Source organism: Cytobacillus oceanisediminis 2691 (assembly GCF_007678455.1).
Classification (GTDB): domain Bacteria; phylum Bacillota; class Bacilli; order Bacillales; family Cytobacillaceae; genus Mesobacillus; species Mesobacillus oceanisediminis_A.
Window position 1 is genome coordinate 515,258 of record NZ_VEEP01000001.1, and the last position, 14,610, is coordinate 529,867.

The following is a 14,610-nucleotide window of genomic DNA, read 5'->3' on the forward strand; positions in this document are numbered from 1 at the left end:
ACAGTGAAAATTGTTAACGAGAAAGGAAGTACGAGTTAATGGAGATGTTGAATCTCTCACTTCCGGCTGCGAACCGGTTTGCGACAGATTACCTTACAGGGAGCCCTGAACTTCAGAGGTTCTTTCATTATAATTTTACAGACGAAAATTCATATATTCATCGCCTTGATGAATTGAAAAATAGAAGTTTCATGAGACAGGAACTTGCCGACCATATTCAGACATTCATGTCCAGATATGCGGAGTCTGATCGAATTGCTGAGAATATCGGGAAACTCAGGAAGGAAAACAGCGTTGCGGTTATCGGCGGCCAGCAGGCGGGTATCCTGACGGGGCCGCTCTATACGATCCATAAGGTGATTTCAATTATCAAGCTGGCTGAACAGAAAGAGCAGGAGCTTGGCGTCCCGGTGGTACCGGTATTTTGGATTGCAGGTGAAGACCATGACTACCAGGAAGTCAATCATGTTTACGTCATGAAGGACAACAGGCAGGAGAAATGGGTCTACCCGGAAAAGAATCTCGAGAAAAAGATGATTTCCGAAGTGTGTATCAACCGGGATCTTTGTTATTCCTGGGTTGAGGAAATCATTGAAACCTACGGCGAAACAAAACACACGAAAGAAGTATTATCCTTTGCCCTGGAATCCTTGAAGAAAGCGGAATCCCTCGTGGACTTTTTTGCGACGATCATCATGGAGCTTTTCAAGGATTCTGGCCTGCTGATTGTTGATTCAGGGAATAAAGACCTGCGCAAGCTTGAAAAAGAATATTTTATCAATCAAATTAAAAATCATCGTGAAATCACTTCCGCGGTCCTTGGCCAGCAAGAAAAGACCAAAGCGGCAGGCTTTTCTAATATGATTGATATCAATGAAAATACGGCGAACCTGTTCTTTTATGATGAACATGTAAATGAACGTATTTTGCTTCAATTTGACCCACAAAATGGAGGGTTTGCAGGTAAAAATCGCGAAGTCAGCTTCACATATGATGAACTGATGGAGATTGCGAATGAGTTTCCGGAAAAACTCAGCAATAATGTCGTGACCCGTCCGTTAATGCAGGAATGGCTTTTCCCGACGCTTGCCTTCATAGGAGGTCCTGGAGAAATTGCCTACTGGGCAGAGCTGAAACTTGTCTTCGAGCATTTCGGTGTCCAGATGCCTCCGCTTGTCCCAAGACTGAATATCACCTTATTGGAAAGATCGATTGAATCTGACCTGAACGAATTGAAATTGGATCTAAAAGAAGTGTTGATTTCAGGCACAAGCGGACATGAACTAAAATTCATCGACTCACTGAAGGATCGGGAAGTAGAAGAGTTATTCGGTAAGGTTAAAGGGATGCTGTCAGATCAATATCATCTCATCCGTGAAAAATCAAACGGAATCGATCCGGTATTATTGCCAATGCTGCAAAAGAACGAATCAATCCTGCTGAATCAAATTAAGTTCATGGAGGATAAAATTGTAGAGGCAATCTGCCAAAAAAATGACCATATCCTTCGAAAGTTCTCTAGAGTGGAGAATGCACTAAGACCAGGCGGGGCGCCACAAGAAAGAGTATGGAATCCTTTCTATTACCTGAATAAGTATGGTTTGGAACTAGTTCCGGAATTATTAAAGCTGCAGTTTAGGTTCGATGGAACCCATAAAATCATAAAACTATAAAATTGAGTTCCATCCTTTTCGGATGGGGCTTTTTTTTCGTTCGGGGGTGGTTTCAAAATACGGGTGAAAGTGCAATTTTTACAGGTGTTGGTGCAATTATTTAGGGTGAAGGTTCAATTGTCGAGGGTGACAGTGCAATTACTATTACTATTGATTTCAGTGCAATTAATGGTTCCTGTTGTTCATTGGCAGTCTTCGATTGTCCATCAACTGGCAATTAAAAATATAAAAAAGTAAGAAATAACAAAGGAATTTGGGTTGGTGGAGAGAATATTTAAAATAAGGTGGTGAAAAGTGGGGGAATGTGGTACATTGTATTTAGAAAGTGGGGGTAGTGGCATGTTCATGGGTGAATACCATCATAATGTGGATAGCAAAGGACGATTGATCATCCCTGCCAAGGTCCGTGAAAATCTTGGAGAAATGTTCATTCTTACCCGTGGACTTGACCAGTGTTTATTTGGTTACCCCGTTTCTGAATGGTCAGTGATCGAAGAAAAACTTAAAGGACTTCCGCTGACTAAAAAAGATGCACGTGCATTTACCCGTTTTTTCTTTTCGGGTGCTACCGAGAGTGAAATTGACAAACAGGGGAGAGTCAATATTCCTTCCCCGCTGATGCAATACGCCAAGCTTGAGAAAGAATGTGTGATTTTAGGTGTTTCCAATCGAATTGAAATTTGGAGCAAAGCCATCTGGGAAGAATATTTCGCAGAATCTGAGGAATCTTTTGCTGAAATTGCGGAAAATATGATTGGATTTGATATTTAAGGGTAACATTATTCTGATATAATATTACCTGCTCCTCGATTGGAAAGGTGGATCATGATGTTCAAACATACAACAGTTTTACTGGAAGAAACAGTAGACGGGCTCAATATCAAGCCTGACGGTACATACGTGGATTGCACTCTCGGTGGCGCAGGCCACAGTGAATTGATTTTGTCCAGGCTTTCGGAAAAAGGAAAGCTATATGCATTTGACCAGGACGATGTCGCGATTGCAAATGCGAAAGAAAAGCTTGCAGCTTACGGCGACAGGCTGACAATCATTAAAAGTAATTTTCTTTATCTGCAGGACGAGCTTGAAAAATTGGGTGTAAAAGAAGTTGATGGGATTCTATATGATTTGGGAGTTTCCTCACCGCAGCTAGATACTCCGGAACGCGGCTTCAGCTACCACCACGATGCTCCGCTCGATATGCGGATGGACCAGGATGCAGCATTGTCCGCTTACGATGTCATTAATGAATGGCCATATGAAAAATTGGTCAAAATCTTTTTCCAGTACGGAGAAGAGAAATTCTCAAAACAAATTGCCCGCAAAATCGAGGCCGCAAGGGAAAACAAGCCGATTGAGACCACTAGTGAACTGGTCGAGTTGATTAAAGATGCAATTCCTGCACCTGCAAGGAGAAAAGGCGGCCATCCCGCCAAAAGGGTTTTCCAGGCAGTCAGGATCGCGGTAAATGATGAACTTGGTGTTTTTGAAAAGTCACTGGAGCAGGCAATCGAACTTTTATCCGTAGGAGGAAGGATCAGTGTCATCACCTTCCACTCACTCGAAGACAGGATTTGTAAGGTAACCTTGAAAAAAGCGAGCGAAACACCGCCGCTTCCACCAGGTCTGCCAATCATTCCGGATGAGTTTCAGCCTAAATTGAAGCTGATTACTAGAAAACCAATCCTTCCGTCCGAGGAAGAGCTCGAGTTCAATAACCGGGCAAGATCGGCAAAACTGCGGATAGCTGAAAAAGTAAAAAACTAAAAATAAAAATATAAAATTTTCAGGAGGGAAAATGATGAGCAATCTGGCTACAAAATTGCAGCAGGAACAGCAGCATCGTACAGTTCAGGCACCAGCAAAAGCACCGGTAAAAGCACCTGCGAAAAGAAATTCGATTTTAACGCCCGGTGAAAAAATCCTGATGTTTGTCTTCGGAGCAATCGTATGCTTCGGCGCAACATTCATGGTATCAAAACAGGCAGCCATTTATGCAGTCAACAAAGAAATCCAGATTATTGAAGGCGATATTCAGGAGCAGCAAAAGGTTAATAGTGACCTTGAAGTCCAGATTAGCGAATTAAGTACCTATGAAAGAATCAAAAAGGTGACAGAAAAGCTCGGCCTAACATTGAATGAAAACAATGTTAAAGGTGTGGAAAACTGATGATCAAGAAACAGCCAAATATGAATGCAGGAGCAGCGGTATTATTCGTAATATTCAGCCTGCTCTTTTTTATCTTGATTTTCAGGTTTGTCTCCATCCAGGTCACAGGTGAAGTTCATGGACAAGCACTGGCAGCAAGAGCGCAGCAGAAATATTCCAATGAGAAAGTCATCGAGGCTGTCAGAGGCACGATTTTTGACCGCAAAGGCGAAGTAGTTGCGGAAGACACCACTTCCTATACGCTCGTCGCCATCCTTGATGAATCGGTGACAACGAATAAAAAGAAGCCGAAACATGTTAAAGACCCGGCAAAAACAGCCGCTGTACTGGCGAAGTATATCGATATGAGCGAGTCGGATATATACAAGAGACTTACAAAAGATGGCGCATGGCAGGTTGAATTTGGAAAGGCTGGCCGCGATATTACCCACCAGACCAAGCGGGAAATAGAAGAGGAAAAGCTGCCGGGAATTACTTTTTTACGAGATTCAAAGAGATTCTATCCAAATGGTGTATTTTCATCACATTTAGTAGGCTTTGTTGAGAATGAAGAAACAGAGGATCACAAAACAATTACTACTGGCAAGCTAGGTGTAGAAAAAACATTAAATGATGAATTGACTGGTGAAAATGGTTCCGTAAACTTCAAAAGTGATTTATGGGGATTCCTTCTTCCAGGTGCAGAAGAAAAAGTAACTCCCGCAAAAGATGGCGATGATATTTATCTGACGATTGATAAAAAAATCCAGACTTTTGTAGAGGATGCCGTCGATCGAGTTGATAAGGAGTATAAGCCTAAAAAAATCCTGGCTGTCGTTGCTGACCCTAAAACTGGCGAAATACTTGCAATGGCCCAGCGTCCTACCTTCCACCCTACTACAAGGGATGGGTTAGATAAAAGCTGGCATAACGAGATTGTTGAAACACCTCTTGAGCCCGGCTCAACCATGAAGGTTTTCACGCTCGCTGCAGCTGTTCAAGAGAAAAAATGGAATCCAGGTGAGCTCTATAAATCAGGATCCTATAAAGTTACTGAAAAATCAGGGAGTATTGGTGACCACAATGGGCGTCAGGGATGGGGAACGATTACCTATCTTGAAGGTATACAGCGTTCGTCTAACGTGGCAGTTGCCAAATTAGTAAATGAGAAAATCGGCACTGAAAAATTCCGGGAATACCTGACCAAGTTTGGATTTGATAACCCTACTGGCATAGAATTGCCAAATGAAGCTGTTGGAAAAATCCAGTATAAGTGGCCGATTGAAAAAATAACCACTTCTTATGGCCAAGGTTCGACAGTGACTCCAATCCAGCTGATTCAGGCTGCTACTGCCGTTGCCAATGACGGAACGATGATGAAGCCTAGAGTAATTGATAAAATAGTTGACCCGAACACTGGTAAGATAGTAAAACAAACTGAACCCGAGGCTGTTGGCAAGCCGATATCCGCTGAAACAGCCAAAGAGGTTCGCGATGTACTTGAAACAGTTATTACCTCAGAGCACGGTACGGGTAAATCATATGCAATTGATGGTTATAAGATTGCCGGGAAAACAGGCACTGCGAACCTTACTGAAAATGGTAAATATCTTAACGGGCCTAGCGACTATCTATTCTCATTCCTCGGCATGGCTCCAAAAGATGATCCTAAGCTGATTGTTTATGTTGCGGTTCAACAGCCTGAAATTGACCACTATTACAAAGGTTCGATTCCAACATCTATGATATTCAAATCAGTGATGCAGAGCAGTCTTCAGTATCTGAATATAAAGCCTGCTTCCATGGAAAAGGCTGATTCAAGTTCTGTACCAGATGTAACCGGGATGGAAACTGGTGAAGCAAAGAAGCTGCTTGAGTCCAAAGGGTTTGAGACCGTAGTCATTGGTGATGGGAATCAGGTGGAAGAACAATTGCCAAAAGCTGATATAGTATCTCTTGAAGGAGAAAAGATCATTATAAAAGCTTCAGGCACCATGACATACCCGGATCTGACAGACTGGTCGCTAAGGGATGTCATGAAGCTCACCCAACTAACTGGGGTTAAGCTAAATAAAGCCGGAAGCGGATATGTGACAAAACAGAGCCTGAAACCGGGCTTGCCGATCAATGAAGGAGAAAACCTTATTGTTCAGCTCGAAACACCGCTGCAGCAATTCGAGAACTCCTTAAAAAAAGAAGAAGATAGTGAGGAAACAGAGGAAGTTGGCGGCTGAGCCCTTCCTCTGTTTTTTTGTGTTTAGTATTTGAAGCAATCAGACAAAACCCATCCGGCAATCACAGAAATTATCCGAAGCAGTCATAGGTTCCGACAGCTTTTCGCCTGTAAGCACAAAAGTTGTCTGAAGTAGCCTCAGGTTCGGACAGCTTTTCGTCGGTAAGCACAAAAGTTGTCCGAAGCAGCCACAAGTTCGGACAGCTTTTCGCCTGAAAGCACAAAAACTGTCTGAAGTAGCCTCTAGTTCGGACAGCTTTTCAACGGTAAGCACGAAAGTTGTCCGAAGCAGCCACAAGTTCGGACAGCTTTTCGCCTGAACGCACAAACTGTCTGAAGTAGCCTCCAGTTCGGACAGCTTTTCAACGGTAAGCACGAAAGTTGTCCGAAGCAGCCCAGGGTTCAAACAAAACCTCACAGTCAATCACAGAATTTGTCCAAAGTAACCCTGGTTCAGCCAATCCCCGTCACTGACCTTAAAATCCACCCAAATCACCTCCAGATGACGTATCCATGCCAAGCTTGTCTCGACTTCTTGTTATATTCAAAATCGTACAAGCATATATTTGAACGAGTGTCATGGTTTTCAGCGGAACAATTTTAGGAGGAGGTTCGTTCATTATATGCGTGTATCAAATGTGACGGTCAGAAAAAGGCTGGCTCTCGTTCTTGTGATCGGGATTTTGGTGTTTTTTATCATAGATGTCCGGCTTGGCTATGTACAGTTCATGCTTGGGGATCTTTTGACAGGAAAGGCGAAGGACTCGTGGAGCAGGAATGTCCCGTTCGAACCTCAACGTGGAGAGATTACGGACAGGAATGGTGTAGCGCTGGCAACGAATATCAGTGCCCCGACTGTCTATGTGGTTCCTCGCCAGGTGAAGGATCCTGAGGCGGCTGCTGAATTATTGGCCAAGGCATTGGATATGCCGAAGGAAAAGGCCTTCCAGCATATCACTAAAAAAGCGATGATTGAGAGAATACCAGAGGGAAGGAAAATCTCACACGAAAAAGCGAAAGAAATCAGGGCGCTGGATATTAAAGGTGTTTATATTGGGGAAGATTCGAAACGTCATTATCCATATGGAAGCTATCTGTCCCATGTCCTCGGTTTTGCTGGGGTCGATAACCAGGGGTTGATGGGACTCGAGCTCTACTATGATAAGGAGTTAAAAGGGAAAAAGGGATCTGTGCAATTTTATGCTGACGCGAAACAGCAGCGGATGCATAATATGGCAGATGATTATGAGCCGCCGGTGGACGGGCTTGATCTGAAGCTGACGATCGACAGCCGGGTCCAGACAATTGTTGAGAGGGAATTGGATATTGCTCAGGCGAAATACAATCCGGATGGGATTATTGCGATCGCGATGAACCCTAAAAACGGGGAAATCCTGGCAATGTCCAGCAGACCGGATTTTGATCCTGCTAATTTCCGTAATGTAGCGCCTGAGGTCTATAACAGGAACTTGCCGATTTGGAGCACCTATGAACCCGGATCGACATTCAAGATTGTGACGCTCGCAGCTGCGCTTCAGGAAGGAAAGGTCGATCTGGAAAAGGATCACTTTCATGATTCAGGTTCCGTTGAGGTGGCGGGAGCGAGGATCCGCTGCTGGAAAAAGGGCGGCCATGGAAGCCAATCCTTCCTTGAAGTTGTCGAGAATTCATGCAACCCTGGATTTGTCGAGCTGGGGGATAGACTTGGAAAAGAAAAACTGTTCAAATATGTAAAGGATTTTGGATTTGGCGAAAAAACGGGAATTGACCTTCAGGGAGAGGGAAAGGGAATTCTTTTTAACCTGGATAGAGTGGGACCGATCGAACAGGCAACTACGGCATTCGGTCAGGGTGTATCAGTTACACCGATTCAGCAGGTTGCTGCGGTTTCAGCCGCGGTTAATGGCGGTATACTATATACACCGTATATTGCCAAAGAATTGAGTGATCCGATAACTGGGGAAATTGTGATGAGAAAGACACCTCAGGAGAAAAGAAGAGTCATTTCAGAAGAAACCTCGAAAGAAATCAGGCATGCGCTTGAAAGTGTCGTTGCGAAGGGCTCTGGTAAAAATGCATTTGTGGATTCGTACAGGGTTGGCGGCAAGACAGGTACCGCACAAAAAGCAAAAGATGGACGTTATCTAGAAAATAACCATATCGTTTCCTTCATAGGCTTTGCACCTGCGGACGATCCGCAAATTGTAATCTATGTTGCTGTTGACAACCCAAAGGGCACCGTCCAGTTCGGCGGAGTTGTAGCCGCTCCGATTGTCGGGGATATCATGGAAGATAGCTTGAGGGCGATGGAGGTCCCGCCGAGAAAGGATCAAATCGAGAAAGAGCTCACATGGCTGGATACTCCAATGGTCGAGGTTCCTGACCTGATTGGCCTATCCAAGGCAGAACTAAGACAGCAATTGATCAATTTAAAACTGGATATCGCAGGAGATGGGGAGAAAGTGGTCAAACAGCTTCCTTCACCGGGTGTGAAAATCAAGGAAGGATCCACGATAAGGGTATATATGAATGATTGACCCGGATACGGTGTTTTAGGAAACAGTCGATAGCAGGAGGCGGCGGCAGGATCAATATCCGCCGCTGCTTTTGCATGCTGACCCCAATTAAACTCTTATCTATAACTCTCTTTTGTCTCATAGTGTTGCTTTTCGATTCCGAGACGCTTTCAGAGATGTTGCTGAATGGGAAATGCTGAAAGATTGTAAAAAGCCATCGATAAAAAGGGCTTGTACTTTTCACCTCAACAATGGCTAATTTCAGCCTAATCATGTAAAATAAGAGTCGCCATGTTGTTTGAGAGGATTTGATATTTATGAAATTACACGAATTGATCGGTTATTTGCACCCATTCGTGGATTACAAGGGAGAAAATCCCGAGATTACTTCAATTGAAAATGATAACCGCCGAGTGAATCCAGGAAGTTTATTCATATGCATTAAAGGCTATACAGTTGATGGCCATGATTTTGCAGAGGCGGCCGTAAAAAATGGAGCGGCAGCTGTTCTTGCTGAGCGCGAGCTTCCTGTAAATGTACCGGTGATTGTTGTGAAGGACACCATGCGGGCGATGGCGGTCCTGGCCGATGTTTTTTACGGGCAGCCGAGCCAGAAGCTACATATGGTAGGGATTACAGGGACGAACGGAAAAACGACGACGAGCCATATTATTGAAAAGATTTTCAAAGATTCAGGACAAAAAACCGGTTTGATCGGGACGATGTACACAAAGATCGGTGAACAAACCTTTGAAGTGAAGAATACCACTCCGGAGAGTCTGACACTCCAGAAGACGTTCAGGAAAATGGTCGATGAACAGGTCGAGACGGCTGTGATGGAGGTCTCCTCACATGCACTCGTCTATGGACGTGTTCATGGTACAGACTATAATGTTGCAGTTTTTACGAATTTGACCCAGGACCATCTCGATTACCATAAAACCATGGAAGAATACAAGAAGGCAAAAGGCTTGTTGTTTTCGCAGCTTGGAAATGCCTTTAACCATGAGAACCCGAAATTTGCTGTATTGAATGCAGATGATCCTGCTAGCGAGGAATTCGCGATGCTGACAACTGCTCATTTATTGACCTATGGGATTGACAATCATGCCGACTTGCAGGCAACCAATATCTCCATGACTGCCAGCGGAACATCATTTGATTTAGTCAGCCCGTTTGGTGAAAGGAAGGTAAATATTCAGCTGATCGGCAAGTTCAGCATCTACAATGTTCTAGCGAGCATTGGAGCTGCCCTTGTATCCGGAATTTCTCTGGAGGCTATCATTGATTCTGTTGAAAGTGTTAAAGGGGTTTCAGGAAGGTTTGAAGTGGTTGATGCAGGACAGGATTTCTCTGTCATTGTAGACTATGCCCACACACCGGACAGTCTTGAGAACGTCCTTAAGACCGTGCAGCAATTTGGGCAAAAGAGAATTTTTTGTGTGGTTGGCTGCGGCGGGGATCGCGACCGCACAAAACGTCCGCTCATGGCGAAGATTGCATGCCAGTATTCTACGGATGCCATCTTTACCTCTGATAACCCGCGCAGTGAGGATCCAGCAGAAATCATCAAGGATATGGAAGAAGGAGTCTTGGGTGAAGTTTATACTTCGATCATCGACAGAAAAGAAGCGATCCAGCATGCCATCAAAAATGCCGATGCTGGCGATGTGATCCTGATTGCCGGAAAGGGACATGAAACGTATCAGCAAATCGGAGACAGAACGTTTGACTTTGATGACAGGATTGTAGCGCGCGAGGCGATAGAGGAGAGGTAATATGCTGACATACCAGGATGTTTCGAGACTGTTTTCGAAGGTGAGTGGAATAAAAGAAGAAAAGATCCGCTTTCACACTGTAAGCAGCCAGGCAGGAGCCAAACAGCCAAAGGGGCTGTTTGTTCCGATATCCGAAGAATCCGGAACTTTACAGGAAGCGATTTCGAACGGTGCCGTGGCAGCGCTATGGCCTGAGGGAGTGCAGGTTCCTTCATATGCTCCCAATCACTTCCCGATTTTTTATGCACAAGATAATTTGAAAGGCTTAGAGGAAATCATGAATTCATACTATAACTATTTGACACAACACGAAGAAACCAGGGAAAGAACGAAATTCATTTTCCCTGACAAAGGACTTCTTAATGAAGCGGATGAAACATATGATATAGCTGTGATGGCCGAAAAAATCAATGGATTTGGCGGCAATATAAGCAAGGCAGGTGAGGAATAATGCTGGAGCAAGTTATCTTTTTCACAATATTGATGGGTTTTCTAATAACAGTCTTGCTTTCGCCAGTATTTATTCCTTTCCTGAGAAGGCTTAAATTCGGCCAGAGCATCAGAGAGGAAGGACCTAAATCACACCAGAAAAAAACAGGGACTCCTACAATGGGCGGTGTCATGATTCTAATTTCAATCACAATCACGACACTTGTTATGACAGGAAAATTCTCGCAGCCTAGTGTGGAAACCTATCTTTTGCTATTTGTCACTCTAGGGTTCGGGCTCCTAGGTTTCATGGATGATTTTATCAAGGTAGTCATGAAGCGGAATCTTGGTTTGACGTCCAAGCAAAAATTGCTTGGGCAAATTATTATTTCCGTTATCTTTTTCTTTATTTTTAACCAAAGTGAATTTTCAACAGTAGTCAGTATCCCGTTAACCGATCTTTCTTTTGATCTCGGTTGGGGATATGCGCTGTTCATTATTTTTTGGATGGTCGGTTTTTCAAATGCAGTTAACCTGACGGACGGGCTTGACGGGCTGGTTTCCGGTACAGCAGCAATTGCATTTGGTGCCTTTGCTGTCCTGGCCTGGAATCAATCGCAATATGAGCTGTCGATTTTTTCTGTCGCAGTTGTAGGAGCTGTTCTAGGTTTTCTAGTATTCAATGCACACCCTGCGAAAGTGTTCATGGGTGACACTGGTTCACTTGCACTGGGTGGTGCCATTGCAACTGTGGCAATCCTGGCGAAGCTTGAGATTATCCTGATCATCATTGGCGGAATCTTCGTCATCGAAACATTGTCAGTGATCCTTCAGGTTATTTCATTCAAGACAACAGGAAAAAGGATTTTCCGGATGAGTCCGCTTCACCACCACTATGAATTGATTGGCTGGTCGGAATGGCGAGTTGTTGTGACATTCTGGACTGTCGGCCTGCTTTTCGCAATCCTTGGAATTTATATTGAGGTGTGGATTTAGATGAAACATATTAAAACCTATCAACATAAAAAAATTCTTGTACTTGGCCTTGCCAAGAGCGGAGTCAGCGCAGCTGCTCTGCTACATAAATTAGGCGCTTTCGTTACAGTTAATGACAGCAAGCCATTATCGGAAAATCCTGAAGCACAGGGGCTGCTTGAACAGGGAATCAAAGTGGTCTGCGGAAGCCACCCGATTGAATTGATGGATGAAGGATTCGAACTGGTCGTCAAGAACCCAGGGATTCCGTATTTCAATCCAATGATCCAAAAGGCAGAAGAAAACGGGATACCGATCATTACCGAGGTTGAGCTGGCCTACCAGATATCAGAGGCACCACTTGTGGGGATTACTGGAACAAACGGGAAAACCACGACAACAACCTTGATTTTTGAAATGCTCGAAGCCGGTAAAAAACAACCGCTGATTGCCGGGAATATCGGTACAGTTGCATCGGGTGTTGCCCAGGAAGCAACAGAGGAAAATACGATTGTCATTGAGCTTTCCTCTTTTCAATTAATGGGTATCGACACATTCAAGCCGAAGATTGCCGTGATTACCAATTTGTACGATGCGCATCTTGATTATCATGGTACAAGGAAAGATTATATTGCAGCGAAAGCGTTGATTACGAAAAACCAGACGGAAGAGGATTACTTCATCGTAAATGCTGACCAGGAAGAAGTGATGGCTATTGCCCGTACTTCAAAAGCAAAAATCGTTCCTTTTTCAACGAAAAAAGTACTGGACAGCGGGGCTTATGTGAAGGATGGCTGGGTTTGCTTCAATGGTGAGCAGATTATCGATACAAAGGATATTGTATTGCCGGGCAAGCATAATCTGGAGAACATCTTATCGGCTGTGGCTGCGACGCTGCTCTCAGGAGGAGACCAAGAAGCGATTATCAAAGTGCTAACATCTTTTGCAGGCGTAAAGCACAGGCTTCAATATGTCGGCAATATCGCCGGCCGGAAATTTTATAATGACTCAAAAGCAACGAATATACTGGCAACTGAAAATGCCCTGGTGGCTTTTGATGATCCAATCGTATTGCTTGCAGGCGGTCTGGACAGAGGGAATTCCTTTGATCAACTTATCCCCTCTTTAAAAAACGTCAAAGTATTGATTACTTTTGGGGAAACTGCTGAAAAAGTGGGACAGGCTGGGCAGGAGGCAGGAATAAAAACAATTCTTCGCGTCGATAATGTGGAAAAGGCCGTTCCCGTGGCGTTCGAACATTCAGTACCCGGAGATGTTATCCTGCTCTCACCGGCATGTGCCAGCTGGGATCAATATAAAACTTTTGAAGTCAGGGGAGACATGTTTATCGAGGCCGTGCATAAGCTTAAGTAAGGGCTTGTCTTGAACAACATGACTCAGGTTGCCTGGCCTCATGCAGGCTGGATGGGAAGCGGCATATGAGCCCTAAATCATACAGCCGAGGTGTATTGCTTTGCCAACGAAAAAATCGACTCCAGACATATTCCTGATGATTGTGACCTTTGCGCTTTTGACTGTGGGACTGATCATGGTATACAGCGCAAGTGCTGTCTGGGCAGACTATAAGTTCAATGACTCTTTCTTTTTTGCGAAACGGCAAATGCTGTTTGCGGGAGTGGGAATCATCGCGATGTTTTTTATCATGAATATTGACTACTGGACGTGGCGGACATGGTCTAAGGTGATCCTGATTGTCTGTTTTGTCCTGTTGATCCTTGTATTGATCCCTGGGGTCGGGAATGTACGGAATGGGTCGAGGAGCTGGATTGGTGTCGGCGCCTTTTCGGTCCAGCCTTCCGAATTCATGAAGCTTGCGATGATTGCTTTTCTTGCAAAGTTTTTGTCGGAGAACCAGAAGGCAATCACCTCTTTTAAAAAAGGTCTTGTGCCATCATTGGGACTTGTCTTTTTGGCATTTGGCCTGATTATGCTGCAGCCGGATCTGGGTACTGGAACAGTTATGGTCGGTACTTCAGTTGTCATCATTTTTATTGCCGGAGCAAGAATCAGTCATTTCGTGGGACTTGGTCTCCTGGGTGTTGCGGGTTTTGTCGGCCTGATTGCCTCTGCGCCTTACAGGATCAAACGGATTACATCCTTTCTTGACCCATGGCAGGACCCCCTTGGAAGCGGTTTTCAAATGATTCAATCACTCTATGCTATTGGGCCTGGAGGATTGTTCGGACTGGGGCTGGGACAAAGCCGGCAAAAGTTCTTTTATCTCCCGGAACCACAGACAGATTTTATCTTTGCGATTCTGGCTGAAGAACTCGGATTCATTGGAGGATCATTGATTCTACTCTTATTCTCTTTACTCCTCTGGCGGGGCATCAGGATTGCGCTCGGAGCACCCGATTTATTCGGTACATTTCTTGCGACCGGAATCATCGCGATGATTGCCATCCAGGTCATGATCAATATCGGGGTTGTTACGGGCCTTATGCCTGTAACGGGAATAACACTTCCTTTCCTCAGCTACGGAGGATCTTCCCTGACATTGATGCTGATGGCAGTTGGAGTGCTGTTGAATATCAGCCGCCACTCAAGGTATTGAGCTATACACACGATAAAGACCCTGATTCCAGGGTCTTTTATTTGTTATTATCTTCCTATAGGAATACCTGATTTTACGGTTAGTGTATCAAGACCGAAAAAGAATCCTGGAAATTCGGACATGAACGATGAATATGTTAGGAATATGCCTTTGTTCATGCTATATTACATTTAAATAACAATATCTTTAAAATCAGTTCTGCAGTTTAGAATATAGTAGAATAGGGTAAAACCGGGGAGTGCCTTTTTTATGGGCACTTTTGACGATTATTTCTGTCATTTC

11 protein-coding genes are annotated in these 14,610 nt (G+C 44.3%); all 11 read left to right on the top strand.

The window, feature by feature from the left end; translation table 11 throughout:
- Positions 1-38: 38 nt before the first annotated feature.
- The 11 genes from bshC (at position 39) to spoVE (ending at position 14,328) form a co-directional block, all read left to right on the top strand.
- Positions 39-1,673 (top strand): bacillithiol biosynthesis cysteine-adding enzyme BshC, encoded by a 1,635-nt coding sequence (gene bshC / locus FS736_RS02595; RefSeq protein WP_144474786.1) that lies wholly within the window; start codon positions 39-41, stop codon positions 1,671-1,673.
- Between the two features lie 339 nt (positions 1,674-2,012).
- Complete coding sequence (mraZ, locus tag FS736_RS02600; RefSeq protein ID WP_102262102.1) at positions 2,013-2,444, top strand: division/cell wall cluster transcriptional repressor MraZ; 432 nt, start codon at positions 2,013-2,015, stop codon at positions 2,442-2,444.
- 57 nt (positions 2,445-2,501) lie between these two features.
- Positions 2,502-3,440: a 16S rRNA (cytosine(1402)-N(4))-methyltransferase RsmH gene (rsmH, locus tag FS736_RS02605; RefSeq protein WP_144474997.1), complete on the top strand. Its 939-nt coding sequence runs from the start codon at positions 2,502-2,504 to the stop codon at positions 3,438-3,440.
- 31 nt (positions 3,441-3,471) lie between these two features.
- Entirely contained in the window at positions 3,472-3,843 is a 372-nt protein-coding gene (ftsL, locus tag FS736_RS02610) for a cell division protein FtsL (protein ID WP_313959698.1), read from the top strand.
- Positions 3,843-6,056 (top strand): penicillin-binding protein, encoded by a 2,214-nt coding sequence (locus FS736_RS02615; protein WP_144474787.1) that lies wholly within the window; start codon positions 3,843-3,845, stop codon positions 6,054-6,056. Before ftsL ends, FS736_RS02615 begins: the two co-directional genes overlap by 1 nt.
- Positions 6,057-6,678: 622 nt before the next feature.
- Complete coding sequence (locus tag FS736_RS02620; RefSeq protein ID WP_144474788.1) at positions 6,679-8,592, top strand: stage V sporulation protein D; 1,914 nt, start codon at positions 6,679-6,681, stop codon at positions 8,590-8,592.
- A gap of 296 nt (positions 8,593-8,888) precedes the next feature.
- Positions 8,889-10,349, top strand: a complete 1,461-nt coding sequence (locus FS736_RS02625) for a UDP-N-acetylmuramoyl-L-alanyl-D-glutamate--2,6-diaminopimelate ligase (protein ID WP_144474789.1) — start codon at positions 8,889-8,891, stop codon at positions 10,347-10,349.
- Between the two features lies 1 nt (position 10,350).
- Positions 10,351-10,800, top strand: coding sequence for a hypothetical protein (locus FS736_RS02630; RefSeq protein WP_144474790.1), 450 nt, complete (start codon positions 10,351-10,353; stop codon positions 10,798-10,800).
- On the top strand, positions 10,800-11,774 hold the full coding sequence (gene mraY, locus FS736_RS02635; RefSeq protein ID WP_144474791.1) for a phospho-N-acetylmuramoyl-pentapeptide-transferase: 975 nt from the start codon (positions 10,800-10,802) through the stop codon (positions 11,772-11,774). Before FS736_RS02630 ends, mraY begins: the two co-directional genes overlap by 1 nt.
- A complete protein-coding gene (gene murD / locus FS736_RS02640) occupies positions 11,775-13,127 on the top strand; it encodes a UDP-N-acetylmuramoyl-L-alanine--D-glutamate ligase (protein ID WP_144474792.1) in 1,353 nt (450 codons plus the stop codon).
- Between the two features lie 100 nt (positions 13,128-13,227).
- Positions 13,228-14,328, top strand: a complete 1,101-nt coding sequence (spoVE, locus tag FS736_RS02645) for a stage V sporulation protein E (RefSeq protein ID WP_144474793.1) — start codon at positions 13,228-13,230, stop codon at positions 14,326-14,328.
- Positions 14,329-14,610 lie beyond the last annotated feature (282 nt).